The sequence below is a fragment of the Oryzifoliimicrobium ureilyticum genome (assembly GCF_037199735.1).
Taxonomy (GTDB): Bacteria; Pseudomonadota; Alphaproteobacteria; order Rhizobiales; family Rhizobiaceae; genus Rhizobium; species Rhizobium ureilyticus.
On record NZ_JBBBVQ010000013.1, the window covers coordinates 129,889 to 156,814 of the forward strand.

Consider the following 26,926-nt stretch of genomic DNA (forward strand, 5'->3'; position numbering starts at 1 on the left):
TTATTCCCCTTTGTTGAGATTGTATTTCATGATGCTGCCGTGGCGACCCTCGCGGTCTCGTTCCAGCGTATAAACGTCCCCCTCAAGCGGATTGCCTTGGCTTAAGATTGCTTCGATCTCCGCCAGATCCGCTTTGGTCAGCTTGATGTTCGCGATGGCGAGATTGGATTGAAGGTGATTGCGGTTGCGGGCGCCGACAATGACCGCGGCGACGCCGGGCCTGGTCAGCATCGCCGCACTGGCGACGGTTGCAATATCCACCTGATGCCGGTCGGCAATCGCCCGCAGCGTCGAAAGCAGCGCCTGGAAAAGATCCCAGCCTCCAAAATCGTCGATGATCAGCTTGTATTTGGTGAGCGAGCGGTTTTCGAGCGGATGCTCCGGCTCTGGCTGCCCCAGCCAGCGATCTCCGAGGAAGCCGCCGGCTACAGTTCCGTAGCAGAACAGCGCGAAATTCTTCTCGGTGGCAAGCCGTACCATCTGCTTTTCCGGGCGCCGGTCGAGCAGCGAATATTGCAGCTGCAGCGAGGTAAACGGCACACCCGACGCAATGATCGCCTCGATATGATCAGTGTCAAAATTGGTGCCGCTGATCTTGCCGATCTTGCCGGCCTGTTGCAGCTCCTTCAACCAGCCAGCCGTCTCCAACCAGCCCGGTATGTCGTAGGCCCACCAGTGGAACTGCACGAGATCGAGACAATCGAGATTGAGCCGTTTGCGCGAGGTATCGATGACGCCTTCGACATAGGCTTTGCTGATCGTCGGCAGAACTGCGAGATCAGGAACGAACTTAGTGTGCACGCGGATGGCCGATAGGGCCTCTTTACCGCGGAGGTTCGCATAGGTGAGACGGAAGCGACCGATCAGTTCTTCCACCCCGGTGTAAATGTCGGCGCAATCGAACGTGGTGATGCCGGCATCGGCAAAGGCGATCATATCCTCTATCGCGCTCTCGGCGTCGATTGCACCATGGCCCCCTGCCAGCTGCCAGCCACCACGAATGACGCGGGATATTTCGTAACCGGGGGTGATTGCGATACGTTGCATGTCTGCTGGCCTATTCATCAATCAAGGGAACCGCTGTTGTCGCGGCATGGCTAAAACGGCGCAGATCCATCCGGGTAATCCTCAGCCGGGTCGAACAATTCGGATCTGGGCAGGCGATGTCGGCATCTGTCGTCATCCAGTCGTTTCGGTGAATCGGGCGCTGCTTGGCAGCCAAAAGCGGCAGAACTGAAGACAGCGAGTATATGGAGATGCCCTGTCCGGGCGGCAGATACAGCATCTCACCTTGCAGCAAGAAATGATCGCCGGGCTTTGCACCGCAATAGACCGCGCCGCCCTCAGGAATGATCACATCCACGCGCAAATCGAAAAGGTCGAAGCCGTCGTCCACCGGATCAACCATGGGCTATTGCCTTTGCTGCATCGTCACGTTCTCCATTCAGCCGACCGCGGATGAGATCGAAAGATCGGCCGATATCATTGGATAGCGACTGAACCGCGCGTTGCATATCGCGCGCTTCCAGTGCATCGATCAGCGCCCAATGATGATTTGTCGCCGCCAGGCCACCCTGTTCATCATGAATATGCGCCGCCTTGCGAATGATCGCGCCCGATTGCAGCCAAAGGCTTTCGATGATTGGAATGAGAACCGGTGAACGTGCGGCCCGATAAATGTGGAAGTGAAAGCGCTGATTGAGCGCCGAAGTGACATGGCCGATATCCTTGCCATGCTGCTCGAAGGCCAGGTCGCAATCGACGTTGGTTTGCTTGAGGATAGCAAAGTCGTGCGTGGTCAGGTTTGGCAAAGCCAAAGCCACCATTTCTCCCTCAATCAGAATACGGGCGCGGGCAAGATCGTCGAGACGCTCACGGGTGATGAGCGGTACGCGCACCGACCGGTTGGGCAAGGACTCGAGCGCCTGCTCGGATACCAAGCGTCCAAGCGCCTCGCGCACCGGCATCGTGCTGGTCTGCAGCCGAGCCGCAAGATCGACAATACGCAGGACGTCGCCGGCATCGAACATGCCATTGATCAGCGAATTGCGCAGTTGCGCATAGACGCGATCCTGAAGGGTCTCGCGACCGACGGGCGATAGCGCATCGTCACGATCAAAGCCGGCAGAACTATCAGACACTTTCCTCATAACAGGACGGCCATCCCATCCAACCCATGTGCGGTCACTTTTCGGTTGCTTTTCTCCATGCAGTAAAGTTTGATCAAACATCATCAATCAAATCAAGAGACTTCTTTCTTTCATGCCTCCCTCCGCGTCAGCTGCATCAATAAACCACGCGCTCGACACCGGAGCCGTGATCGATGCACGCGATCTTGTTAAAAAATTCGACGGTGTTTCGGCTGTCGCGGGCATGTCGCTGAAACTTGCAGCGGGCGAGATGCTGGGGCTTATCGGACCGAATGGAGCGGGCAAGACGACACTGTTCAACCTGATCGCCGGCAGCCTCAAGCCGACATCGGGCGAAATATGGATTGCAGGGCTCGACGTGTCACAAGAGAGCCCCGAGCGGCGCATCGGTCGCGGCGTGGGTCGGACTTTCCAGATTCCGAAACCATTCCTCGAAATGACTGTTCTGGAAAATGTGCTGACAGGCGCACAGCAGCAGGATGGCGAGAAGCTTTTCGCGAACTTCTTGCGTGTCGGCCACGTCCGGCGACAGGAAAAACAGGCGATCGACAAGGCGCGGGCGCTGCTGGAGTTTGTTACCCTTTCGGGCCTTGAGACCCAACCTGCAAAGGTGCTCTCCGGCGGCCAGCGCAAGCTCTTGGAACTGGCTCGTATCCTGATGGCCGACCCTCGCGCCATCCTGCTCGATGAGCCGGCAGCTGGCGTCAACCCCGCATTGCTCGAAACCATCATGGAACGTGTCATTGACCTCAACAGGCAGGGCAAGTCCATTCTGCTGATCGAGCACAACATGGACATGGTTTCCAGGCTCTGCTCTCGCGTCGTCGCCATGGCGCTGGGCAAGCCGCTCGCTGAAGGCACGCCGGCCGATGTTGCCGCCAATGCCGCTGTGATCGAGGCCTACCTTGGGGCCGCGGCATGATGCTTCCTGCCCTTCGAACAGAGGCGCTGGTCGCGGGATATGAACCCGATCTGCCGATTGTGCGCGGCGTTGACCTTTCCGTAGCGAGCGGTGAGTTGCTGGTGCTCCTTGGTCCCAACGGTGCTGGCAAGTCGACATTCGTCAAGGCAATCGCTGGTGTCGTGCCCGTGCATTCCGGCGGCATCTTCCTGGCGGAGCGCGACATCACGCGCGTTGCGACCCATCGCAAGATCAGTGAGGGCCTTGCCTTCGTGCCGCAGACGGAAAACATCTTTGCGACGCTTTCCATTCACGAAAATTTGCAGCTTGCAGCGGCCGTTTTGCCGAAACACCTACGAGCGGAAAAGATCGCCGCTCTCTATCGCCGCTTTCCCGATCTCGCGACGAAGCCCTGGCGGCTGGCGGGCGCGCTTTCCGGCGGACAGCGCCAGATGCTGGCGGTCGCGCGAGCCTTGATTGTCGATCCCCCCGTGCTCATTCTCGATGAACCTTCTGCAGGCCTTTCACCGAAGATCGTGGCGGAGATCTTTGCGATGCTGCAGGAGATAAATGCCAGCGGCGTCACGGTTATTTTGGTGGAGCAGAACGTCAAGGCGGCACTTGCCATCGCCAGCCGCGCCGTCATTCTGGTCGAAGGCAAGATCGGCCATGAGGGCGAAGCGTCTTCCCTGCTCGGCGATCCACTGATCGCCAAGCTCTATCTCGGAACATCGCAGCCGCATGAGGTTCCACAGCTATGAATCCTCAATTCCTGTTAGATGGCCTCTTTGCTGGCGCGTTGATCGGCCTCGGTGCCATTGGTGTGACCCTTACCTATGCGATCCTGCGTTTTGCCAATTTCGCCCACGGCGAGCTGCTATCCTGGGGGGCATATCTGGCGCTGGCAATCAGCAGCGGTCTCGGCCTTTTCTCCACCACGCTGACGAAGCCGCTCGGGCCGTTCTCCTTTGGCTGGTCCTTACCGATATCAGCCATCCTCGCCATTATCCTCACCGGCGTCCTTGCCCTTGCGGTCGATGCTGTCCTGTTCGGTCGCCTGAGGACGCGCGGCAGCCCCGTCATCATTCTCGTGATGGCAAGTTTTGGGGCATCGCTCGCCCTGCGCAGTTTACTTGAGTTCATCTTTACCTCGAAACCCGCCTACTACACCAAGGCACTGCAGATCGCCGTGCGCATCGGTGGCGGATTAAGGGCCACGCCGGATCAGCTTCTGTCGCTTGGCGTCTCGCTCGTTGCCGTCATCGCTATTCACCTTCTCATGACCCGCACCGACATCGGCCGATCAATGCGGGCCGTCAGCGAAAACCCGGCTCTTGCGGGGATTGCCGGCGTTGATGTGCGCCGGGTGATCCGCGTGGTCTGGTTCGTGGGTGCAGCGCTTGCCTGTATCGCCGGCATCATGACCGGCTTGCTGGTTCAGATCCGCCCATATCTTGGACACGACTTGCTCCTGCCTCTGTTTGCCGCGGCGATCCTCGGCGGCATCGGCAGCGTGCCGGGTGCGATGATTGCTGGCTTGATCGTCGGTGTATCGGAAGCGGCCGCCGTGCAGCTTGTCGGTGCAGAGTGGCGTGCAGCCGTCTCCTTCATCATTCTCGTTGCAGTTCTTCTCGTTCGTCCACGCGGCCTGTTTGGGAGGTCAGCATGAGCCTAGACCTGATCGCCTACGCCGCCTTCTTTCTGACAATGGCACTGACCTATGCCATCATGTGTCTCGGCCTCAATGTGCAATGGGGCCAGACCGGCTTGTTCAACGTCGGCATTGCAGCCTTTGTGGCAATTGGCGCTTATGTATCTGCCTTGCTGACAACACCGGACGCGGCCGATCGCGTCGGCGGCTTCGATCTTCCAATCGCCATCGGCTGGATGGGAGGTGCTCTCGTCGCTGGCCTTGCCGCATGGCTGGTCGGGGCGCTGACGATCAGGCTTAGGTCTGATTACCTTGCTATCGCCACCTTCGGCGTCGCCGTCACCGTGCAGCTTTGCGTGCTCAACCTGCAGCCGCTCACCGGCGGCGCCTTCGGTATCGGTTTCATTCCGCGTCCATTCGGCAATCTGGCAGGCGATCCGCTCGCTTTCGGCCTTTCCAATCTCGCGCTCATGGCCGCTGTCGTCTTGGCGCTGTATCTCGCCCTCCAGCATCTGGCGAAAAGTCCCTGGGGTCGGGTGTTGCGAGCAATCCGCGAGGATGAAGCGGCGGCACAGGCACTCGGCAAGCGGCCGATCCGCTTCCGGCTCCAAGCCTTCACTATAGGCGGCGGCATTATGGGGCTGGCTGGCGCTGCACAAGCCCACTTCATCGGCTTCATTGCCCCGGACAATTACCTTCCGATCCTGACCTTCCAGGTCTGGGCGATGCTGATCGTTGGCGGCTCAGGCAACAATCGCGGGGCAATTCTCGGTGCAGTGCTTGTCTGGGGTCTGTGGGCGCTATCGGCCGCCGCCGTTTCCAGCTTCATTCCGCCGGAGCAGCAGGCGCGTGCCGCATCCCTCCAAATCGTTATGATCGGGCTCGGGCTTTGCCTCATCCTCCTTCTGCGCCCTCGCGGTATTCTTGGCGCCTCAAATGCGCTGACATCGCAAAGGCGCAAGTACCCGGAACCACCCAAGGAATAAAACCATGCCGCAACGCCCCGATCGTATTGCCCTGACCAAGGACCTCTCCATCAGTCGCCTCGTCTGCGGGCTCTGGCAGGTGGCTGACATAGAGAAAAACGGCACGATCATTGACCCCGATCAAGGCGCCGATGCGCTTGATGCTTACGCGCGCAACGGGTTCGACACCTTCGACATGGCGGACCATTACGGATCGGCTGAGCTGATCACCGGCCGCCTTCTGGCGCGGTATGATGGCAGCGCCAGACCGGTTGCCTTTACCAAGTGGTGTCCTGAACCGGGTCCAATGACCGCGGATGTGGTGCGTCGCGGGGTCGAGGAACGTCTGGTCCGGCTCGGCGTCGAGAAAGTCGATCTGCTTCAGTTCCATTGGTGGAGCTTCGAACATCCGGCCTGGCTGGACGCTCTGCACGAAATGCAGCGTTTGAGAGACGAGGGCCTCATCGGAGCGATAGGGCTTACCAATTTTGATGCCGGGCACTTGGCGCTGGCGCTCGCCGATGGCATCGAGATCGCCACCAATCAAGTTTCATTCTCATTGGTCGATCGCCGGGCGGCGGGAACTTTGTCGGATCTTTGCGCCAAAAACGGTGTCAAGCTGTTGGCCTATGGCACGCTTTGCGGCGGGTTCCTCTCCGAGAAATGGCTTGACCAGCCCGAGCCCATGAGCATTCCGGACTGGAGCCGCTCGAAGTACAAACGCTTCATCGATACCGCCGGCGGCTGGGATGCGTTTCAGGGGATTTTGCGCGCAGCCTCCGGCATTGCTGCCAAGCATAAAGTATCTATCTCGAATATTGCCAGCCGATGGGTTCTCGAACACCCGGCGGTCGCGGCCACCATTGTCGGGGCGAGGATCGGGGAAAACGAGCATCGCGATGACAATCTTAAGGTTTTCTCCTTCGCGCTGGACAAAGAAGACCATGCAGTTCTCAATTTGGCCTTTGCGGCAACGCAACCCATACCCGGCGACTGCGGCGACGAGTACCGCAAGCCGCCGTTCTTGACGGCATCGGGCGACCTCAGCCACCATCTGGACGCTATCCCATCGATCTACACCGCCGTTCCAGTGCCCGGCAGGCCGGGTCGTTCGCGCGTATCGTCGGGCAGTATCTGGGAGCCGATTGCCGGCTACAGCCGCGCAGTGCGGGTCGGCGACCGCATCCTCGTCTCCGGCACCACTGCGACCCATGGCGCGGACCGCTGCGTTGCACCCGGCGATGCCGGTGCGCAGGCCACTTATATTCTCGACAAGATCGCAGCGTCCATTTCCGCCCTTGGCGGCAGCATGGACGACGTGGTCCGCACCCGTATCTATCTTCGCGATGCAAACCAATGGGAACCAGTCTCCCGCGCCCACGGCCGCGCCTTTTCAACCACTCTGCCTGCCAATACGCTCATCGAGGCCGGAAACCTGATTGGAAACTACGAGGTGGAAATTGAGGCGGAAGCAGTGTGCGACTGAATTGACGTATCCTGCTGAGTTTGACCTTTGTGGATAATCGCAGCGGTTGCGAGGGGTCATCATCAACAAATTGGCCGTCTTTGACTGACCCAGAAACTTCGTCAGCGCCAGTTCCGCCATGTTAGCATCGACGGCTTAAAGACCTTCTATTCCGACGCTCTTTGGTGCCGGTTCATTGCGACGCACACCATCGTGCGTCTTTCACCAGCCTCCTTTCAACCGACGCTCTTTTTGGATGTATCCATAGTCCTGATTTGAGGCCAGATCGGCACTGCCGGCCAATGCAAGATCAAGCTCTTCAAAACACCGGCTGCGACGGGTGCCGACCTTTACAGGACCGCCTCTCGCAAACGTAAACTGCGAGCCCGATCTTCAAAGCACTTTTCAAAGGGCCGGTCTAACCCCCGATCCCTATGAACCGGAGTAATGTCAATGGAAGGCTATATCGCCGATCACCCGCACGCGGACCCGCCGAGCGTCTCCGGGCAAATATGCGATCGGAATGTCTTCCACTTCCAGGGTCTGGAGGCTGCTGCGGCCGGCACCCGATGCAATGGCTGCATTCTGCGCCTCTTTCTCCGCGGCGGCCATGGCTTCGTCGCGGCTGACGCCTGAAAACACCCTATCAACCTCTCCCGATACCTGTGCCATGGCAGCGCCAAGCGCATTAGCGACCCCGGCCTTCTCAACACGGAGCACTTCCGAAGCGCCAGCGATCCTGTCGGGGATGAGAAAAGCACCGCCGCCGACTGCAATCAGCGGTACGTCCTCAGCCGAGGTCTTCATCTGATCGAAGCTGTCGGTCACCATCTCACGGATGCGAGCAAGACTTGCGGTGACGAGGGCTGGATCGAGATCCTTCACCCTATCGCGGTCACCCATATCAATCAGACCCGCAGCCACTGCAACGTCGGACGTTGTCAACGTCTCGCCGCCGAAAACGCGGGCTTCATTTAGGATGCGGTATCCAACCGAGCGCGGCCCGATCTTTCCCGTTTGGGGATCAATTATAGTTCCCCCGCCAAGCGCGATTGGGAGCAGATCGGGCATTCGAAATAACGTGCGCACGCCGCCGACATGGACAATATTGTTTGCCTCGCGCGGAAAGCCGCCAACGAGGCAGCCGATATCCGATGTCGTGCCGCCGACATCGACGACCATTGCGTCGTTAAGGGCGGAAAGAAAGGCAGCGCCACGCATCGAATTCGTCGGGCCGGAGGCAAAACTGTGCACGGGATTGGCAGCGGCGACATCGGCCAACGCCACGGTGCCATCGTTCTGCGTCAGGAAGAATGGCGCAGTGATACCTGCCTGCCTCAGCGCAATGGCAAAGGCTTCGACAGTCGTCTTGCCAAGCGATTGCAGGGCGGCATTGAGGAGTGCAACATTCTCGCGTTCCAGCAGACCAATTCGGCCGAGCGTATGCGAGAGAGTGATACGGGCTTCGGGAATAACTGAGCGGACGATCTCGGCAGCTGTGACTTCGCACTCCATTGTTAGCGGCGAGAAGGTCGCGGAAATGGCAATCGACATAATGCCGGCGTCGCGGATTTTCATTGCGGCATCGCGGATCTCGTCAGGAACCATCGGAACAAGGGGGCTGCCGTCATACTCGTGGCCGCCATGCACCATAAAAACTAGCGGATCAACTGCCTCGCGCAGATCGTTCGGCCAGTCGCACATCGGCGGCAGCGAGGAGCCGCTCGGCAGCGCGATTCGGATGGCCGCCACCCGTTCAAGACGCGCACGTTCGACGACGGCATTGGTGAAATGCGTGGTGCCGATCATGACGGCGTCGATCTGCTTATCGCCTGGACGGATCGCCCCTCTAACATGCGCAAGTGCTGCCTTTACCCCCGACATCACGTCCTGTGAGGTGGGAACCTTGACGGACGAGAGGATCGTGTTCCCGTCAATCAGAACGGCATCCGTGTTGGTGCCGCCAACGTCAATACCAATGCGTTTCATGCGAATACCGATTTGAAGTCTATGTTGTAACCAAAGGCCCGGGGGCCGACTGCCTCGACACCTGCTGGCGTCGTCAGAAGCACCGGGGCGGGAAGTGCGATGACAGTCACACGTTGGCCATAGCGAACGGACTCGGTGCCGATCGCGCCACCGGAGACAGTATCTAAAAGGCAGATCAGATCCGGCGTCATGGCGACCGGCTCGCCATCGCGAAAGGCGACAGCCCATTCGTTTTGGAAGGCAAGCTCCATGCGAGAGCCGCGATCGCCATCAATACCTTCTATGACTGTCTTGCCGCGCAGGAAGCCGCCGGTCGTTTCGCGAGCAACGTCGATTACCTTGCCCCGGAATAGCTGTTGGCCACCTTCATGATCGAGAATGGCCTTTACTGGATCGTCGTGGCGGGCGCGGGCCTCAATGACGAGACGACCGAGGTCTGTCGCCTTCGTCACGGTGTAATGGATGCCCCAGTCCTTCACTTCGCGGCCGGTGCGAGGGGCTTTGCAGGTGGCAGCCGTTGAGCCGACCTCGGTGCATACCTTACGCGAGATGCGCTCCATCCACTTCCATGAAGCGGCACGGGTGACAATCACCTCGTTATCGCGGATGTCGACCAGCGACAGGGGGAACATGGGCAGGTTGCCAATTGCAAACGACGTCATCTGAGCTTCCGGATAAGCGCGACCCATCGCATCGGCATTAACGACTGGCCGATCAAGCATCGCAGCTGCGAGAAAGGAAGAAAGCGCGTTCGAGCCGCCGATTTCGACACTCATGACGGCGCGGAAAGGCTTGCCAAGATAATCCTCCATAACTTCAACGGCGCGAGCCAGATGCACCGGATCGCTCAGGCGCTCCTGGCCAACGAGCGGTGCGCCCATTTTGGACACGACGGCAACCATGTCATCGTCTTCAAGGGCCATCGGGTCAATCACCTGAACGCGGCGGCCTTCGGCGTAGAGGCGGCGCAGATTAAGCGTCGAGATATAAGGATTGCCGCCGCCGCCGGTGCCGAGGATCCATGCCCCAGTTGCGAGTGGCTCGATATTTTCTTCCGGAAAGTCCTGAAGCATCAGTATAACCTCGGGCGTGGGAAACGCGGCAGGCCGCCTGCTTTTTTTTGCGGGCTGCGCTTCATCTGGTCTTTTGCGAGGAAATGCAGCCGAGGGGCCCATAGCCTTGCTCGGCGGCATGAATGGCAAGGATCGACCCGCCTTGAGGCGGATCGATATGGGAGGCCGAGAAGCTTAGTTCGCCTTGCAGTCCCAGTAAAAGTTGGAGAAGTTCAGATCCCAGCTCTGCATTGGGATAAACTGGTAACCCTGCAGGCACGTGTTTGCGGCATAGCGACGGGTCGGCGAAACCGCAAAGATATCCGGCTGCAGATCTGTGATCTTCGTCTGGATTTCCTTGTAGATCTCGTTCTGTGCCTTGACGTCCGTCGTGGCACGAGACTCGTCGATCAGCGCATCGACTTCGGCGTTCTGCAGCCATTCCATCGACCACCAAGTGCCCGAAGCCTTCGTGTGATATTGATTGTAGAACATCGAGTCTGGTGAGGGGTAGCTAGGCGAAACGTTGACCTGCGTCGAAGCAGGCGTTGTTTCCGGTTTGGACGACAGTTCAACAATGCGGTTCCACGGCTCCGGCTTGATGTCGAGCGTGATGCCGATTTGCTCCAGATTGGCCTGCATCATCAGAGCAACTTCAGCTTCAAAGGCCAGCGAAGCGACGTAGCTGTTGACGAGCGTGATCTTCTGGCCGGCATATTTCGACTTGGCAAGCTCTTCCTTTGCCTTTTCCAAATCAAAGACGCCCGGCTTAATATCGTCGTTGTGGGCATCCTTGAAGGCGGTCGAGAGTGGGCCCAACATGTCGTCGCCTGGGTAGATCACTTCGTGGATGGTCTTGTAGTCGGTTGCATAGGCGATTGCACGGCGTACGTGGATATCGTCCGTTGGGTAGACCTTGGTGTTAAGCTTGATGACGAAACCGCCGGCAGTGCGAGTCTGGATGAGCTTGTAGCCCTTCATCTTGCCGAGTGTTTCATAGGTGTCGTTGCCGAGACCGTGCGACGAAAGGCCGAGTTCGCCTTTTTCTGCCAGGGCCTTGACGGTTGCATCGTCGCTTGTCTGGACGAAACGCACTTCGTCTATAGGCTTGCCCTTGGTCCAACCGAGGAAGTAATCGGGGTTACGGTCAATCACCATATCGGCCGAACGGTTATAGCTGACGAGCTTGTATGGACCAGAGCCGGCAGAATTCTCCCCGACATAGCTTTCGCCCCACTTGTCTTCCGGCTTTGCGTTCTTTTCGATCAGGGCTTTGTTAAGGGCCATGAGAAGCGGTGTCACGGACATGAAGGGCGCGAATGGGCGCTCAAGCTTGATCGTAACCGTCTTATCGTCGGCAGCCGTGATGTTTTCTGGCTTGATAAGTCCGACAATAAGGTTCGACGGGCCCTTGTTGATTCCGATTAAGCGCTGGATTGACCAGATATAGTCTGAAGCCTTGACCTGCGTGCCGTCCTGGAATTTCACGTCGTCGCGCAGGTGGAACGTGTAGGTAAGGCTGTCGGCCGAAATATCCCAAGACTTGGCGACATGCGGGATGATTTGACCATCTGGGCTTACAGTGGTGAGGCCGTCATACATGTTCACGATTGCCATGTAGCCCGTGTAATCCGTCACCTTCGCAGGGTCGAGCGAAGAAAAAATCTGCATCGTGTTGACGGCAATCGACACCTTGTCGTCGGCGTGTGAGATGGTAGCGGTGCCCGTCAGGGCAAGCGCACTGCCAAGGGCAAGCATTGCAAGATGAGACTTCAGGGAATTTATTTTCATGCGCAGTTCTCCTCTTCGGGCCAGGGGCTCCGTTATGTTAATTATGCGTGGATCAAGAAGCTCGGCTTACACTTGGCAATGGCGAAAACGGGATGTCCGAATAGCCGAAGGCTTCAGGGCCGACGACGGCCAATGCCCGGCTGGAGCGCAACAGATCGGGACAAGGGATGGCCACGACGGCAACCCGCTGGCCATAGCGCAGCATTTCGGTGGTGATCGGATAGCCGGTATCGACATCCAGAAGCACGATCAAGTCCGGGACTGTCACCTCAACCTTGCCATTGCGTTTGAAGATTAGGAATTCGTTCTGGATGGCGACGCTGGCCATCTGGGTGGCGCAATCGTCGAAACCGGAGAGCTCCAGATCGCCCACGGCAAAACCGCCCCGCAGGTGGCGCTTAAGATCGGTGATCTTGCCGTTGAAGATCCGCCGGCCGCCTTCCAAATCGCAAACCGCGGTGATCGGATCTTCCTGTGCCTTGCGGGCCTTGATGACAGCTTCGCCAAGCGCAATCGCCTTCGTATAGCTTTTTGGGATACCATACTGTTGCACGTAATGGGCCTGCATCGGCGCAGTCGCAAGCATTGCGGCACCGCCTTGCGCAACCACGCAGGCGCGCGCCATCCGTTCGTGCCCGACCTCCGAAACCGCATGGCTGAAAATCACGGTATTGCCGTGAAGGTCGCACATGACGGACGGCGTGGATGAATGCCCATAGATGGAGAAGGTCGTCATCTGCATTTCCGGAAAAGCGCGGCCCATGCCATCACAATCGAGAACGGGTAAATCCCCGAGCGCACCCGTGACGAGCGGGTTCATCGAGTTGGCACCGCCGATTTCCTCGCAAACAATAGCGTCGATCGGGGTACGGATCAGGTCTTCCATTGCCCGAAGGCAGCGCAGGCCTTCCCGGCCTTCGCGCAAACGCTCGACGCCGACAACTGGGGCGCCGATGCCGCCGATCGACATGCAAAGCGCATCGCTTTCGATCGCGTCGGTCGCCAGGATCTGCATCTTGTAGCCGGCCTTCAGGGCTTCGAGCGCCAGGAGCTTACCCATATATGGGTTACCGCCGCCGCCGGTGCTGAGAATGCCGGCACCGATTTCAAGCGCATCGAGATCTTCTGCCGTCACGGTGCGAAGTGCGGATTCATCATATTTGCGTTTACGCATATCAGGCATCGTGGCCTCCCATTTCGCCGACGACTTTCACGTGAATGCGGGTGGCATTGCCGGGCAGATAGGCAAGCGGCATATCCTCGCGCTCAATCACTTCGAGAGTTTCGGCAAGCGCTCCGGCGGCGATCGCCTTGTCGCGGGCTTCAGCCTCTGCCTCGGCCAGAGCGCTTTCGCGCGTGCGGCCATCAACCAACGAAAAGACGCGATCCGTCTCGCCGCTGATCTGAGCGATGGCAGCGCCCACGGCGTTGGCGACGGCAAAGTTTTCCGGGCGGACGACCGTCAAGTCGCCGATTTTTTCCGGCATCAGGATCGAGCCGCCGCCGACCGCAATCACCGGAACTGGGGTTGAGGAAATACGGCTGCGCTCGACGCAGGCTTCCAACATGGTCTCGATCTTGGCAGCTGCTGCCGCGACAAGGTGCTTGTCGAGACCAGCAACCAGAGCCTTGTTACCGATGTTGGCTTTACCGGATGCAACGGCAATGTCCGTGGTCGTCAGCGTATTGCCGCCGAAGCAGAGCGCCTCCTGGCGAACCCGGTAGCCGACTGATTTAGGACCTATGACCACACCGTGTTCCTTTTCGACAACGAGAGAGCCGCCGCCAAGACCGATCGAGAAGACGTCGGGCATGCGGAAATTGGTTCGGACGCCGCCAATATCGACGGTGGTCGAAGCCTGACGCGGAAAACCGTGCGACAGTGANTGATTTAGGACCTATGACCACACCGTGTTCCTTTTCGACAACGAGAGAGCCGCCGCCAAGACCGATCGAGAAGACGTCGGGCATGCGGAAATTGGTTCGGACGCCGCCAATATCGACGGTGGTCGAAGCCTGACGCGGAAAACCGTGCGACAGTGAGCCGACGTCGGACGTGGTGCCGCCAACGTCGACCACGACGGCTTCCTTGATACCGGTTAAGAACGCTGCGCCACGCATCGAATTCGTCGGGCCGGATGCGAAGGTCAGGACCGGGAAGGCGCGTACAACGTCAGCCGCCATCAGCGTGCCATCGTTCTGAGTGATGTAGAAGGGGCACGTGATACCAGCTGCAGCAAGGGCCTTGCTGAAGGCTGCCACTGTGCGGTCGGCAAGCGATAAGAGGCTGGCATTCATAATGGCAGCGCTTTCGCGCGCCAAAAGGCCGTGGCGGCCGATGTCCTTTGACATGACGACCGGCAGGCCAGGGCACTGCGCCCGAAGGATTTCCCTGGTGCGCAGCTCCATATGGTCGTTGATTCCGGAGAAAACGCACGTAACAGCGGCAGCCTTAAGGCTCCTCCCGCGGATCTCGCCTGCAATGCGAACAATCTCATCTTCGTCGAGAGCGGAAAGTTCACGCCCGTCGAACTCGTAGCCACCCTTTACCTGGTAGCCATGATTGCCCACGATCTCGCGCAAATCATCCGGCCAGTCGACCATCGGCGGCAGGCCGGCACCCGAAGGCAGGCCGAGCCGGATCGCTGCAACCTCGTCCATATGACGGCGTTCAATGACGGCATTGGTGAAATGCGTAGTACCAATCATTACCGCGCCGATGCGCGCACGGTCGATGCACGATGCTTCGATCACCTTTTCCAACGCTTCGATAACGCCGGAGGTTACGTCTTCGGTGGTCGAGGCCTTAACCCCAGCAAGGACCGTCTTGTCTCTCAGAACCGCAGCGTCCGTATTGGTGCCGCCGACATCAATTCCAACGCGATACACGTTAGCCTCCTCGTTAATCTGTGGTCTTAAGGAGGAAGCGCATCCGCTCTTCCTCGCTCACACTCGGCTTCATTCGCTCTTCCTCTTCAGTGACGACGGGAATCGCAGCAATCAGCGCTCGCGTGTAGGGATGGGTGGGGTTGGCAAAAACTTCCGTCGTGGCACCGTTCTCAACGATCTCGCCGCGCAGCATGATTGCGATGCGCGAGCAGAAATTGCGCATGAGCGAAAGGTCGTGGCTGATCATCAGGTAGGTGAGGCCAAGCTCCTTTCGCAATTGCAGCAAAAGCTCAATCACGGTTTTTTGGACGGAGACGTCCAGTGCCGCCGTCGGCTCATCGAGGATGAGGACCTTTGGCTCGGCGGCAAGCGCGCGGGCAATGGCGACGCGCTGCTTCTGGCCGCCGGAAAGCTCGTGCGGATATTTTCCGAGATAGGATTGCGGTAGGCGTACGAGATCCATCAGCTCTCTCAGGCGTGCCTGGCGCGCCACACCATCGAGGCCGATCGCCGTTAGCGGCAGGCTCAGCGTCTGCTTGACCGTGCGCTTGGGGTTCAAGGAGGTGCCGGGGTTCTGGTAGACAATTTGTGTCAGCCGGCGCCCGTTGCTCGATGCCAGCGAACCCATGGAAACTGTGCCGGATGTTGGCTTTGAGAGACCCATGATGATACGGGCAACGGAGGTCTTGCCGGAGCCGGACTCGCCCGCGAGACCGAAAATTTCGCCCTCCCTCAGCGTCAGAGTCACGTTACGAACCGCGTGATAGCCTTTGCGGCGACCATAGATCTTGTTGAGGCCCTCGATGGTGATGATCGGCTTCCCGTCGCTCGGTCGAAGGTCGAGAACCTTCGGGCCATAGAGAGGCGGGACGGCATCGAGAAGCGAGCGGGTATACGCCTGCTTCGGATTCCTCAAGATTTCGGAACAGAGGCCTGCCTCAACGATATCGCCATGGTGCATCACGACGACACGGTCAGCGACCTTGCGAACGACACCCAGATTATGGGTAATCATCAGCAGCGCCATGTTTTCCTCGATCACCAACTGATTGATGAGGTTAAGGATCTCATCCTGTGTCGTGACGTCGAGGGCAGTGCCTGGCTCGTCTGCTATCAGTAGTTTCGGCTGATGCAACAGCGCAAGCCCGATCAGCACGCGCTGGCGCATGCCGCCCGAAAGCTCAGACGGGTAGGCGTTCATCACACGGTCGGCATCTGCAAGCTGTACGCGGCGCAGAACGGCAGCGATGCGCTGGCGGCGCTCTGCCTTGGAAAAGCTTTTCCCTTCGCGTTTGTCAGCAAAGCGCATGACGTCATCGAGATGAGTGCCGATTTTAAAGACAGGATTGAAGGACGACAGCGGGTCCTGCATGATCAGCGAAAAGGCGCTGCCCTTCATGGCCTCGCGCTCGCCGCGCGACATTTCCAGGACTTGGCGGCCGGAAAGGGTAATCGAGCCGGAGGTGATCGCAGCATTCTTAGGCAGCGTGCCGATGATCGCCTTAGCCGTGACGGATTTGCCCGATCCGGTTTCGCCAATCAGCGCGACGCGCTCGCCGGCCGCAACCGAAAAACTGACATTGTTCAGCACTGATCGCGTGCGGCCATAGGTGGTGAAGGAGACGTCGATTCCTTCAAGCTTCAGAAGCGTTTGCGTCATCGATCAGCTCTCCACGTCGAACATGTCGCGCAGGCCGTCGCCCAGAAGGTTGAAGCCGAGCGTGGTGTAAAGAAGAGCGGCGCCAGGGCAGAGCACCTCCCACCAGTAATCAGGGATGAATTGCCGGCCATCGGCCACCATTGAGCCAAGATCCGGAATTGGCGGCTTCACGCCAAAGCCGAGGAAACTGAGCGTTGCGCCGAAGAGAATGACGAAGGCAGCATCGAGCGTCGTCTTGACCGATAGAACCGGAATACAGTTCGGCAGGATTTCGCGGAAGAGGATGTGGATGGGGCCGGCACCGGCGAGGCGCGCGGCTTCGATATAGTCCTCCGAGGCAATCGACTTCGACACCGCGTAGATGAGGCGAGCGTGCCAGGTCCACCAGAGGAGCGTGATGGCGATCATTGCGTTCATCAGGTTCGGCTCGAGCAGGTTGGAAACAGCGAGCGCCATGACGAGCGGCGGCATGGCCAACATCACATTGGTAAGGCCGCTGATCAGCCTCTCGCTCCAGCCGCCGAAATAACCGGCGATCAGGCCAAGCACGGTGCCGACTGGCACGGAAATGCCAAGCACACCGATGACAAGTAGAAGTGATATGCGCAGGCCGAAGACAGTCCGCGAAAAGATGTCGCGACCGGCCTTGTCGGTGCCGAACCAGTGTATCCAATCAGGTGCCATATGTCGGGCGCGGAAATCCACCACCGCACCAACATGCTTTGGGAAAGGCGTCAGGTAGGGCGCGAAGACCGCGAAAATGACGACCGAAAGGAGTATCAGCGTGCCGATTACTGCGGAGGAATTGCGGCTGAAGCGATACCACATCATGTATGGCGAGGAGAGCTCGCGGTCGGAGGCGTCGAGCATTTTCAGATCAGCCATCAGCGAGCCTCCTTCCGGCGTAGGCGCGGGTCTATGATCGTGACCAAGACATCGACGATCAGGTTGGCGACGATGAAGAAGAGGCCTGCAACGAGGACGACGGCAGTCACGGCGTTGAGATCCTTCTGCAGCACGGCGTTGAGGCCGTAGGATGCAAAGCCGCCCCAGGCGAAGATCATCTCGATGACAAAGGCGTTGCCGATCAGCGAGGCAAATTCGAGCCCCATGATGGTGAGCGGTGCAATTGATGATAATTTCAGGAGGTAGCTGAAGATGATGACCCGCTCGGGTACGCCGAAGCTCTTCAATGTCAGAACATGGTCCTTGCGCTGGTTCTCGATCATTGCCGAACGAGTGATACGGGTGATCTGGCCGATGCCGGCCATGGAGAGCGCAAAGGCCGGTAGAATGAGGTGCTGCAGCGCATTGAGCGAAACATCCGGCCGCCCCGTTAGGAGGCCGTCGATGAGAAGCAGACCGGTGGGACCGCCGGACCAGTTGAGGCCATGGTCGAGCCGGCCGATGATCGGCCAGTTGGTCAGATAGCGCGCGGCTAGAAGCTGAAGCGTGATAGCAAAGAGAAAGCTTGGGATCGTCACGCCGGTGAGCGAGAGGAGCCTGCCAATGTGATCGACCGCGCGATCACGATAATGAGCAATTAGCACACCCAGTGGGATTGCCACGGCAAACATGAAGATGACCGATACCAATACCAGTTCCAGCGTCGCCGGCACCGTCTGGGCTAGATCGGTGGTAACGGGGCGCTGAGAGACCAGAGACATGCCCAGATCGCCGCGCAATGCTTTGTCGACATAGTCGAGATACTGCATGGCCAGCGGCTGATCGAGGCCCATCTGACTTCTAAGCACATTCACCTGTTCCGGCGTCGCCGCCGGGCCAAGCGCCATTCGCGCCGGGTCTCCAGGCACAACACGCGCCAAAACGAAGATCATGATCGAGAGCGCGATCATCACCAGCACGAAGGTGCCGAGCCGGGTGAGAATCGCGACGAACGGGTGTTGCTGCATCAGTGGCAGGTCCTCGTGCATCGCTGACTTGGCCTTCAGCATTCATGAACGGATCGCAGCCGACAATTGGTAGAAGGTATAGATTTTTAGCGCCATGGTATAGGTCGTGACTTATGCTATACCGCCGCAATGCTCGATCCTTCCTCACCTATGCCCCCACGCAACAAGGTCTCGCTTCTACCGCGTACCTTGATTGAGCGTCGTATCATCGAAGAGCGCGCGGCTACTGTCTTCCTGCGTGCGTCTGCCGGTGCCGGAAAGTCTGTTCTACTTCGGCGTGTCGCCGCTCAAGTCGGGGCACGCGTCTATAGCGGGCCGCGGCCGCGCGTTAGCGATGTCGAAGGCGGCTGGCTGGTCTGGGACGTACCGGCGGCTGCCCGCTCCGCCCGTCTTTCGCCACCTGTCATTGAAGCCGCGAAAACGATCCTGATTGCCTGCCGGCCTGAACAACGTATCAGCGGGCTGGCACGGCGTATCCTCCACTGGGGATTGGTCACGTTCGGCAATGCCGATCTAAGTTTTGTAGAGGAGGAGTTGGCCGCCCTTCCCTCCACCGACTGTTCACGTCTGATGGCGGATTATGCCGGATGGCCAAGTTTCCTGCCGCTTCTGTCGCGTGCTGACGATGCGGGCTGTGTCGATTATCTGCGCGAGGCTCTGCTATCGGGTCTCACCCCCGGCCAGACCCTTGAAATCTCCCTCTGGCTCGATAGCCCAAGATCAATCTCATCAGCGCTGGATGGATGGACCGGCTTTATTCCTCCTGCCCTGTTGCGAACGCCGGACAGACATGGTCATCTTCTTCGGCTTTTAAAAATTGCCGTAGATGAACGCTTAGCCACGCTGAAGGCTGCTGGCGCAACAGTCGAAATCGCCTCGGCTCTGGAGATGGCCGATCGTTCGCTTGAGGCGATGGAATTGCTTCTGGACCACGGTTACGAAGCGCATGCGGCGCAGATCCTGCAACGCGCACAGGGTCTGGAACTGCTTTATCGCAACAACGTCACTGCCTTCCATGCGATCGTCATGCGTTTCTCACCGGAGATGATCGCAGCCAACGAAATCGTGCTTTTTGCCGTCTGTAGGGCACTTCTGAAACATGGTGAGCTGCCGCGCGTGCGCCATCTGGTCGCTCGCCACCTTGGCTACGATTATCTTGATCCGTTGAAGGTGCTGACGCGCACCTCGCGCTTTTCCTTTGCCGCGCGGACGTTCCGCCTCAACCTTATGATGGCCGAGGATCTGACGCCGACCGACGCGATGATTACCCGGCTTGGCGAGTTCATGGCCGATTACCCGCTTGGCGACTATGGCAAGTGGGCAGCTTACTACAATGCGATTTTAGAATTTGAGATCAGACGGCGCAATTTTCGTGAGGCGGAGGCCGCTGCCGCCCGCGCTTTGATCTATCTGCGTCAAATGGGTGGCCAACCGCTTCTAGAATTCTTCATCCATCTACACCAGACCGTTCTGCGACTGATGGGCGGCGACGTATTTCTGGCCCGGCGAGCTGCAAAAGACGCCCGCAGCAGGTTAGAGGCGGTGCCGCACCAAACGGAACAGGAGTTCCGCATGCTAAGGCTGGCGGAAGCCTGCCTCTCGTATGAGGCCGGCCGCCATCGCGACCTCATCGACTTCGTGCACGACGAGTTTGAGGCCTTTGCCGCCGCCGAGATCTGGCCAACGCTGATGCAGTTCGCCTTGGGCTATGCCTCACAGGTTCTCTCCGACCATTTCTCGATGACGATAAGGCCGGGCTTTCTTGACGGGCTTTGGATACATCTGTCGGAAGGCCTGCAATTCCATGCAATGATGGAGATCAGAACAGCGATTGCCTACCAGAATGCTAACCGCTGGGTGGATGCGCAGGCAACGCTCAGCGCCATCCGTATGCCGATTGGCCGCAATTGGGTGGATAGCGCCGTCGAAGAGCTAACGCGACTGTCGCGCCGCGATGACATCGCCTACGCGATGGCGTGGCTGAGAGATGCGGTACATGTCTCGACGCCGCGCCCTTATCTGCCGCGGCAGCTCGATGCGCTGATCGCCAATCCGAAAGTGACCAATCGCGAGAAAGTGGCCTTACAACTATGGCAAGCGTATATGGCTCATCAGCGTCGCGACAATGCTGCAGCTCGTCCACTGCTCCTGTCGGCGCTTCAATCGGCAGCCCGCCTCGGCTGCCACGGCGTACTTTCTGAAGAAAGGCTCTTCCTGTCACCGCTTCTCAATGACCGGCGCATACGCGCGTTTATCGAGACCTCGTCAGACGTGCGTAGTGCGCTAGTGATTTTTGCAGCCTCGATCAATACGCCGCAAGCGCGTGCATTGCATGGGGGGTTGTCACAGCGCGAAACACAAATGCTGCATCTTATTGCTGCCGGCATGCCAAACAAAAAGATCGCCCACACCGTGAATATTTCAGAGGTCACTGTGAAATTCCACATCGGAAACCTTTTCCGAAAACTTGGCTGCAACCGTCGTTCAGAGGCACTTCGAGCTGCCAAAGCACTTGGATGGCTTTGAAGGCGGATGCGATAAACCCTTCTCTGCCGGAGGGATCTTAATGACGAAGATTACTTGGCAGCGCTATCACGCTCGAACGCCCCGCATCCTGCATGTAAGACATGGGCAGGCATGGTGCCGACAACGAAGATCACAGTGGAGATGGCAGCAGCCGAACCAGATCTTGACGGTGGAGCAAGTTTACAAGATCGAATGCCGTAGGATCTGCCTTGGGCATGTGGTCAGGCGGAGCCCACGGTCCTTTGTCACGACGACAGTCTCGCTGAACCCAAGCCCTCGAGCGGTGGCATAGAGATGAAAGACCATTCCCTCCTCGAGCACCCAATCGCACGTCGGCAGGAATACTCTTGAGAAGTCACTGGTGCGCGGCGTGCGGGTATAAATGCCAAGCGTATAGGCAGTGACATTGTTGTAATGCGGCCGCAGATCCGCATCGAGCGCGCCTTGTCGCATAATTGCATCCACGTCACGAGCCAGAACGCCGGGTCTCATCGCAGCGATCTGCTTATCCTGCAACGCCACCAGTGCTTCGGCGGTCGCAGAAAGTTCCGCCGGCGGCGTGCCGACCATGACAGGGCGCATCATCCGCGCGCCGTAGTTTCCAAAACGCGGGATCAATTCAATATGCAGGATGTCCCCCTCGCCGATCGTTTCCGTCTTGAAAGCGCCGTGCAGGAATTCATGGCTACCGGACGCCTTAACCACAGGACCGACCTCGCCGGTATCAGCCCCTTCTTGCAGAAAGATAGCCGAAGCGATCGCCGCCGCAGCTCGCGTCGCCATGCCGGGTTTGGCCTGGTGCGCGATCGCCAGCATCGCCTTGTCTGCGATCTGAGAAGCCTTCCGCAACAAGGCGACCTCGGCTTCGGATTTTATCCAGCGGAGGCTCTCGCTCACCCCCGGCATCGGCACAAGATACGCATCTGGTAAAAGCGCCGTTAGGCGCATGAATGTTTCGGCATTCATACTATAGGAACGGGTATCGAGACCGATCCGCGCGCTTGCAAAACCGTGCGCGATGATGCTCGCCGCAACAGCTGCCACGCCATCCTCGTCATCCCCAAACGCAACGAGGTCAGAAATCCAGCTCTGCTCTCGGCAGGGCGCCGCGTCTAGGGCGCGTAGCGTGAACCAGCCCTCGCCCTCGCGCGGCAAAAAAGCCGCACGGTACATGGTTTCCGATACGGTATAACCGGTCGCCCAAGCGAGCAGCTCGCCGCTGTCGATCAGCAGGAGATCGACGGCGACTTTATCCATCGCCGCCCGCGCCAAAGCCTTCCGTCGCTGGTATTCCGCCTCCGTAAACATGATCAGGCCGGTTCGCAGATGTCGAGAATGGTCAGCATGTAGATGCGAATCATGTCGAGGAAGTCGACAATGTCGACGCGCTCGTCCGGCATGGTGTTGTAACGCCCGCCCGGACCGCAGACGATGCCTTCCATACCCAGCTCATGATAAAGATGGCCGGCATCCGTCCCGTAAAAGCGTGTCGGCGTAATGGCGCCGGTCGGCTGCTTTTTGCCGCGGACAGCCTCATAGGCAGCATTGATCGACTTGACGATACGCGACTGAGGCGAAACTTCGAACGGCGGCATCAAGGGGCGACCTTCGATCATTTCCGGAACGAGTTTGGCCTTCAGGCCTGGGAAGCGGCCTTCCAGCGCACGCAACTCCTTGTCGAGATCGGCAAGCACGCCTTCCTGCGTCTGTCCCGGTGCATAGCGGCACGACCCCTTAAGGCGAACGAAATCGGCCACCTGGGGCGGGCGCCACTCTTCGAGATCACGGCCGAGCGCGCCGTGCACGACGCCGACATGGCCACGATTGATCGAGCGGTGCACTTCACTTCTCGCGCCGCTGAATGTCATAGCATTGATCCGCGGAATAATATCGCAGGCGGCTGCGATGGCATCGACGGATTCTTCGCGTTTGGAGAGGTGGCGGGTGTCTCCGGTCAGTTCTATGACATAGCTGAGCGCTGCCGCATGCATGGTGACGGCAACAAGATCGCTTGGCTCACTGTTAATGAAATAGTCGGCCTTTACGCCGCTGTGAATTGCGGCAAGCGTGCCGACACCGCCTTGCAATTCGCCAACGACGAATGTGAGGATGACGTCACCCTTGAGCTTTACGCCGGCCTCAAGCAGCGTCTTCACGGCACAGAAATAGGCTGCATCGCCAGCCTTCATGTTGGAAACGCCGATTCCGTAGATAAAATGGTCATCAACCAGACCGGCATAAGGGTCGACGGTCCAGCCCTCGGTGACCGGGTTGGTATCAAGATGGCCGTTGAACAGCAGGCTCTTGCCGCCGCCCTGGCCCTTCAGGCGACCGATCGTATTGAAGCGGCGACCTTCGTCGAAAGCCTGAAGCTCGGCTTTGACGCCGATCTTTTCAAGCTCCTGGGCCATCCAGCGGGCAAGATCCTTCTCACCTTCTGTTTCCGAATGGCTCTTGTGCTGGACCATCTTCGACAGGAAGTCGAGGCAGGCCTTTTCATCGATCCGTTCCACCAGGGACTTCGGGTCCATTGTCACGCTCCTTTGTTCAGACATTACGTTTTCGAGCCTGCCGGTAGAGGCACCGCTGCAATAAGGCGGCGGGTATAGTCGGCGCGCTCCGGACTATCGATCGCTGTGGCCGGCGCGATCTCGACCAGGTCGCCGCGATACATCACGGCAATCCGGTGAGCGATCTGGCGGATCAGGTTCAGATCGTGGGTGATGAACAGATAGGCCGCGTTGCTGGCCTTCTGCAAATCAAGCAGAAGCTCGACGATCGAGGCCTGGACCGACACGTCAAGCGCCGAGGTGATCTCGTCGCAGATCACCAGCCTCGGTTTGGAAGCAAAGGCGCGGGCGATCGCAACGCGCTGCTTCTCACCGCCGGAAAGCTGGTGCGGATAACGATCCGAATGCGTTCGCGGTAGACGTACCTTTTCCAGCATCTCGCCAACCTGCTGGGTAATATTGCTCCCGTCACCATAAAGCTTCAGCGGCCGCGAGAGGATCTCGCCGATCCTGTGACGTGGATTGAGAGAGGCGTCCGGATGCTGAAAGATGATCTGCACGTCCTTGCGATAGCCCGTATCCATGTCCGAGAGGCCGCCGATCGGCTTTCCGTCGAACCAGATTTTTCCCTCAAAAGGATTGAGGCCGGTCATCGCCTTGGCCAGCGTCGATTTTCCAGAGCCGGACTCACCGACAATCCCGAGAATTTCGCCCTCGTTGACACTGAGGGTGACTGCGTTGTTGCCCTTTACGCGCGTGAACGCCTTGCCGGTCAGCGAGGCAAGGAGCGGCTTGCGACCATAGTATACGCTGACATTCTCAACTCGGACCAGCGGTTCTCCTCCACTTCTTGCAACGCCAACGTTGTCGCTGACCAGCCGCCTTGAGGGATTGGGCACTGCGGCACAGAGTTCGCGGGTGTAAGCTTCACGCGGATTGGCAAAGATCTCGCGCACGGGGCCCTGCTCCACGATTTCACCACGCCGGATAACGGCCACGCGGCTTGCAGTGCGCGATACGAGCGCCAGATCGTGGGATATATAGAGCGAAGCAACACCCGTTGCGGCCTGCAGTTCGACAAAGAGGTCGAGGATCTGCCGCGAGGTGATCACGTCAAGGGCGGTCGTCGGTTCGTCGAAGATGATGCATTCGGGATTACAGGCGAAGGCCGACGCGATGACGACGCGCTGTTTTTCGCCGCCGGATGCCTCATGCGGCATGCGCCGCATCATGTCGGCCGGTGTTTTCAATCTGACATGCGCCAGCATCGCCTCCCCCTCGGCCCAGGCCTGTTTGCGTGTCAGGCCGCGATGACGTACCAGGACCTCGGATAGCTGTGTTCCGAGTGACAAGGTGGGGTTGAGCGACGTGCTTGGATCTTGAAACACCATACTGATCCGCTGGCCGCGCATTGCCTCGACTTCGGCATCCGACATGGCAAGCAAGTTCTTGGCACCGAGCAAGATCTCTCCGCTCACCTCACGGGCGTTCTTCGACAGATACCGCATGATCGACCATGCGAGTGACGTCTTCCCTGAACCGGACTCGCCGACGAGACCAAGGATCTCACCGCGGGAGATCGACAGGTTGACTTCCTTTAGCGCGTGGAATGCACCCTTCGCCGTCTCGTAGTCGAGGCTGTAGTTCTTAATGTCGAGAATAGGCATATCTGGGCTGTTTGACATTATGCCTACCTCATGTGCGTGGGTTAAGCGCATCGCGCAGCCCGTCGCCGAGCAGGTTGAAGCCGATCGAGGCGAGCGCGATTGCAGCGCTTGGCCAGATTAGGATGCCGGCGGAAAGGTGCATGTAGCGGCGCGCTTCGGACACCATCAGGCCCCATTCAGCGGCTGGCGGCTGAGCGCCGAGCCCCAGGAAGGACAGCGTGGCGAACAACATGATTGCGAAGGAGATACGGATGGTCATCTCGACGATGATGGGCGCGATGACATTGGGCAGCATTTCGTGGCGGATGATGAAGGCCGAGCTTTCACCGCGCGCCATGGCGGCGCTGACATAGTCCTGCTTGCGCACGGAGAGCGCCACGCTTCGCGTAATACGGGCCATCCCGGGCGCAAAGGCTATCGCGACAGCCACAAGGGCGTTGACAGTGCTTGAACCAAGCAGGTTGACGACGAGCAGAGCGAAAAGAAGGCTCGGAATCGCCATGACGGCATCAATGGTGCGCATGATGAATTCATCGGCACGGCCGCCAAGGAAGGCGGAGGTCGTGCCGATCAGCGCGCCAACCAGCGTTCCTATCACGGTCGCCAGCACCGCCATGACGACAGTAGCGCGAGCGCCGATCAGGAGGCGGCTGAAGATATCACGACCGTACTGGTCAGTGCCGAGCAGATAGGTAAGGCTCGGCGCCTTGTAGCGGGCAAGCGGAGCCATCTTTTCCGGATCGTTGGGAGCGAGCATCGGTCCGAAGATGACGATCAAAAGAACCAGCACGACAACAAAGAGACCGACGGCACCCTGCGGGGTGCGCACAAGACGTTTCATGAACTCAATCATACTGAATTCTCTTGTCGAGCACCGCGTAGAGCATGTCGGCGATGAAATTGACGATGGAATAGGTGCCGGCCATGATCAGCACGCCAGCCTGGATGACCGGCAGGTCACGGGCTTGGATGGCGACAATCAGCTCGCGGCCGATCCCTGGTATGGCAAAAATTTCTTCGACGACGATGACGCCGCCGAGCAGATAACCGACATCGAGCGCGACAATAGTAATCGTTGGCAGAAGCGCATTGCGCAGAGCATGGCGGCGCAGAACCGTTCCACGCGACATGCCCTTCAGCCGAGCGGCGCGGACATAATCGGTATGCAGCACATCGACCAACTCCGAGCGCACCATGCGAGAGACATGGGCGATAAGGATGACGGAAATGACGCAGACCGGCAGGACGAGATGGGCGATCGCTCCGAAAAAGTCCTCGGTCATCGGCACATAACCGGTCGGCGGCAACCATTTTAGCCAATCTGCAAGAACAAGGACGGCGACAGTGGCGGTGACGAATTCCGGTAGGGCAACACCAAGATAGGAGATGAGGCTAACGACCATATCCGCGACCTTGCCGCGGCGGACGGCGGCGATAATCCCGAGCGGGATCGCGAGGATCAGCATCAGGCCGATGGACAGGAAAGCAAGCAGTAGGGAACGCCCGAGCGCGCTGAACATGGCAGGCCCGATTGGCTGCCCGGTGCGCAACGACGTTCCGAAATCGCCGTGCAGGAGAGCCCAGAGCCAGTGGCCGTATTGCACCCAGACAGGCGCATTGAGGCCCATCGTTTGGCGGAGCGCATCGAGCGCTTCGGCCGTGGCATGCTCGCCGAGCATCATCACGGCTGCATCGGCCGGCAGCACTTGCGTGATTGCAAAGACGATCAGCGACACCACGAACAGTGTGTAGACGATCATCAGCAATCGTTTGAGCAGGTAATTCGCGGACACGACT

21 protein-coding genes and 2 pseudogenes are annotated in these 26,926 nt (G+C 58.9%); 6 read left to right on the forward strand and 17 right to left on the reverse strand.

Going from position 1 to position 26,926, the window contains the following annotated elements; all coding sequences use genetic code 11:
• The 3 genes from VQ830_RS18020 to VQ830_RS18030 are packed head-to-tail and all read right to left on the reverse strand — an operon-like array spanning position 1 to position 2,150.
• The gene (locus VQ830_RS18020; protein ID WP_337269534.1) at positions 1–1,047 is read right to left on the reverse strand and encodes an aldo/keto reductase; all 1,047 of its coding nucleotides are present in this window, start codon (positions 1,045–1,047) and stop codon (positions 1–3) included.
• 10 nt (positions 1,048–1,057) lie between these two features.
• Positions 1,058–1,408, reverse strand: a complete 351-nt coding sequence (locus tag VQ830_RS18025; protein ID WP_337269535.1) for a TIGR04076 family protein — start codon at positions 1,406–1,408, stop codon at positions 1,058–1,060.
• Positions 1,401–2,150 carry a GntR family transcriptional regulator gene (locus VQ830_RS18030; RefSeq protein WP_337269536.1) on the reverse strand — a complete coding sequence of 250 codons (750 nt, stop codon included), beginning with the start codon at positions 2,148–2,150 and terminating at the stop codon, positions 1,401–1,403. Before VQ830_RS18030 ends, VQ830_RS18025 begins: the two co-directional genes overlap by 8 nt.
• 112 nt (positions 2,151–2,262) lie before the next feature.
• Between VQ830_RS18030 and VQ830_RS18035 the strand changes: the two genes are divergently transcribed.
• The 5 genes from VQ830_RS18035 to VQ830_RS18055 are packed head-to-tail and all read left to right on the forward strand — an operon-like array spanning position 2,263 to position 7,153.
• Positions 2,263–3,072 (forward strand): ABC transporter ATP-binding protein, encoded by an 810-nt coding sequence (locus VQ830_RS18035; RefSeq protein ID WP_337269537.1) that lies wholly within the window; start codon positions 2,263–2,265, stop codon positions 3,070–3,072.
• On the forward strand, positions 3,069–3,812 hold the full coding sequence (locus VQ830_RS18040) for an ABC transporter ATP-binding protein (RefSeq protein WP_337269538.1): 744 nt from the start codon (positions 3,069–3,071) through the stop codon (positions 3,810–3,812). Before VQ830_RS18035 ends, VQ830_RS18040 begins: the two co-directional genes overlap by 4 nt.
• A complete protein-coding gene (locus VQ830_RS18045; protein ID WP_337269539.1) occupies positions 3,809–4,720 on the forward strand; it encodes a branched-chain amino acid ABC transporter permease in 912 nt (303 codons plus the stop codon). Before VQ830_RS18040 ends, VQ830_RS18045 begins: the two co-directional genes overlap by 4 nt.
• On the forward strand, positions 4,717–5,688 hold the full coding sequence (locus VQ830_RS18050; protein ID WP_337269540.1) for a branched-chain amino acid ABC transporter permease: 972 nt from the start codon (positions 4,717–4,719) through the stop codon (positions 5,686–5,688). The genes VQ830_RS18045 and VQ830_RS18050 overlap by 4 nt, the downstream gene beginning before the upstream one ends.
• 4 nt (positions 5,689–5,692) lie before the next feature.
• The gene (locus tag VQ830_RS18055) at positions 5,693–7,153 is read left to right on the forward strand and encodes an aldo/keto reductase (RefSeq protein ID WP_337269541.1); all 1,461 of its coding nucleotides are present in this window, start codon (positions 5,693–5,695) and stop codon (positions 7,151–7,153) included.
• A gap of 429 nt (positions 7,154–7,582) precedes the next feature.
• Here VQ830_RS18055 and VQ830_RS18060 read toward each other — a convergent pair whose 3' ends face one another.
• The 9 genes and pseudogenes from VQ830_RS18060 to VQ830_RS18100 all read right to left on the reverse strand — a co-directional run bounded on the left by VQ830_RS18060 (position 7,583) and on the right by VQ830_RS18100 (position 18,426).
• Positions 7,583–9,121, reverse strand: a complete 1,539-nt coding sequence (locus tag VQ830_RS18060; protein WP_337269542.1) for a hydantoinase/oxoprolinase N-terminal domain-containing protein — start codon at positions 9,119–9,121, stop codon at positions 7,583–7,585.
• On the reverse strand, positions 9,118–10,194 hold the full coding sequence (locus tag VQ830_RS18065) for an S-methyl thiohydantoin desulfurase family protein (RefSeq protein ID WP_337269543.1): 1,077 nt from the start codon (positions 10,192–10,194) through the stop codon (positions 9,118–9,120). Before VQ830_RS18065 ends, VQ830_RS18060 begins: the two co-directional genes overlap by 4 nt.
• Before the next feature lie 174 nt (positions 10,195–10,368).
• On the reverse strand, positions 10,369–11,964 hold the full coding sequence (locus VQ830_RS18070) for an ABC transporter substrate-binding protein (RefSeq protein WP_337269544.1): 1,596 nt from the start codon (positions 11,962–11,964) through the stop codon (positions 10,369–10,371).
• A 52-nt stretch (positions 11,965–12,016) separates the two neighbouring features.
• Positions 12,017–13,147, reverse strand: coding sequence for an S-methyl thiohydantoin desulfurase family protein (locus VQ830_RS18075; protein ID WP_337269545.1), 1,131 nt, complete (start codon positions 13,145–13,147; stop codon positions 12,017–12,019).
• Positions 13,140–13,850 (reverse strand): annotated as a pseudogene (locus VQ830_RS18080) (hydantoinase/oxoprolinase family protein); the annotation flags it as partial. The pseudogene VQ830_RS18080 and the gene VQ830_RS18075, both read right to left, overlap by 8 nt.
• A gap of 37 nt (positions 13,851–13,887) precedes the next feature.
• Positions 13,888–14,853, reverse strand: a pseudogene (locus VQ830_RS18085) (hydantoinase/oxoprolinase N-terminal domain-containing protein); the annotation flags it as partial.
• Positions 14,854–14,866: 13 nt separating this feature from the next.
• Positions 14,867–16,513, reverse strand: coding sequence for a nickel ABC transporter ATP-binding protein NikE (nikE, locus tag VQ830_RS18090; RefSeq protein ID WP_337269546.1), 1,647 nt, complete (start codon positions 16,511–16,513; stop codon positions 14,867–14,869).
• 3 nt (positions 16,514–16,516) lie between these two features.
• Positions 16,517–17,398: an ABC transporter permease gene (locus VQ830_RS18095; RefSeq protein ID WP_337269547.1), complete on the reverse strand. Its 882-nt coding sequence runs from the start codon at positions 17,396–17,398 to the stop codon at positions 16,517–16,519.
• Positions 17,398–18,426, reverse strand: a complete 1,029-nt coding sequence (locus VQ830_RS18100) for an ABC transporter permease (RefSeq protein ID WP_337269548.1) — start codon at positions 18,424–18,426, stop codon at positions 17,398–17,400. The genes VQ830_RS18095 and VQ830_RS18100 overlap by 1 nt, the downstream gene beginning before the upstream one ends.
• A 150-nt stretch (positions 18,427–18,576) precedes the next feature.
• Here VQ830_RS18100 and VQ830_RS18105 point away from each other — a divergent pair, with 150 nt between their 5' ends.
• Positions 18,577–20,952: a helix-turn-helix transcriptional regulator gene (locus VQ830_RS18105; RefSeq protein WP_337269549.1), complete on the forward strand. Its 2,376-nt coding sequence runs from the start codon at positions 18,577–18,579 to the stop codon at positions 20,950–20,952.
• Between the two features lie 180 nt (positions 20,953–21,132).
• Here VQ830_RS18105 and VQ830_RS18110 read toward each other — a convergent pair whose 3' ends face one another.
• The 5 genes from VQ830_RS18110 to VQ830_RS18130 are packed head-to-tail and all read right to left on the reverse strand — an operon-like array spanning position 21,133 to position 26,922.
• Positions 21,133–22,260, reverse strand: coding sequence for a M24 family metallopeptidase (locus VQ830_RS18110; RefSeq protein ID WP_337269550.1), 1,128 nt, complete (start codon positions 22,258–22,260; stop codon positions 21,133–21,135).
• Positions 22,261–22,262: 2 nt separating this feature from the next.
• On the reverse strand, positions 22,263–23,483 hold the full coding sequence (locus tag VQ830_RS18115; protein WP_337269551.1) for a M20 family metallopeptidase: 1,221 nt from the start codon (positions 23,481–23,483) through the stop codon (positions 22,263–22,265).
• A gap of 23 nt (positions 23,484–23,506) precedes the next feature.
• Positions 23,507–25,147 (reverse strand): nickel ABC transporter ATP-binding protein NikE, encoded by a 1,641-nt coding sequence (nikE, locus tag VQ830_RS18120; RefSeq protein WP_337269552.1) that lies wholly within the window; start codon positions 25,145–25,147, stop codon positions 23,507–23,509.
• A gap of 10 nt (positions 25,148–25,157) precedes the next feature.
• Positions 25,158–25,982, reverse strand: a complete 825-nt coding sequence (locus VQ830_RS18125) for an ABC transporter permease (protein ID WP_337269553.1) — start codon at positions 25,980–25,982, stop codon at positions 25,158–25,160.
• Positions 25,975–26,922, reverse strand: a complete 948-nt coding sequence (locus VQ830_RS18130; protein WP_337269554.1) for an ABC transporter permease — start codon at positions 26,920–26,922, stop codon at positions 25,975–25,977. Before VQ830_RS18130 ends, VQ830_RS18125 begins: the two co-directional genes overlap by 8 nt.
• Between the last annotated feature and the right edge of the window lie 4 nt (positions 26,923–26,926).